Origin of the sequence: Sphingopyxis sp. KK2, from assembly GCF_001990265.1 — a bacterium.
Classification (GTDB): domain Bacteria; phylum Pseudomonadota; class Alphaproteobacteria; order Sphingomonadales; family Sphingomonadaceae; genus Sphingopyxis.
Genome location: NZ_LYVN01000315.1, coordinates 1 through 279, shown reverse-complemented (window position 1 = coordinate 279; position 279 = coordinate 1). Strand labels below are relative to the sequence as shown.

General features: G+C 68.8%; 1 protein-coding gene. It reads left to right on the top strand.

Translation table 11 applies throughout. The features are described from left to right. Positions 1-279, top strand: a 279-nt coding sequence (locus tag B1A78_RS21990; protein WP_179102144.1) for an Ig-like domain-containing protein, incomplete at both ends; no start/stop codon positions are given.

The following is a 279-nucleotide window of genomic DNA, read 5'->3' as shown; positions in this document are numbered from 1 at the left end:
ATCCCGGCGCAGACCAACGGCGAAGAACTCGTGGTCACGCAGACCGATGAAGCCGGCAACGAGTCCGACCCCACCCCTGCCATCGCGCCCGACCTGACCGCACCCGATGCGCCGACCGCTGATGTCGACGACGCCACCGGCACGATCGTGACCGGTACCGGCGAACCCGGCGCGACGATCACCGTCTATGCGCCCGATGGCGAAACCGTGCTCGGCTCGGGCACCGTCCAGCCCGACGGCAGCTACAGCGTCACCATCCCGGCGCAGACTAACGGCGAA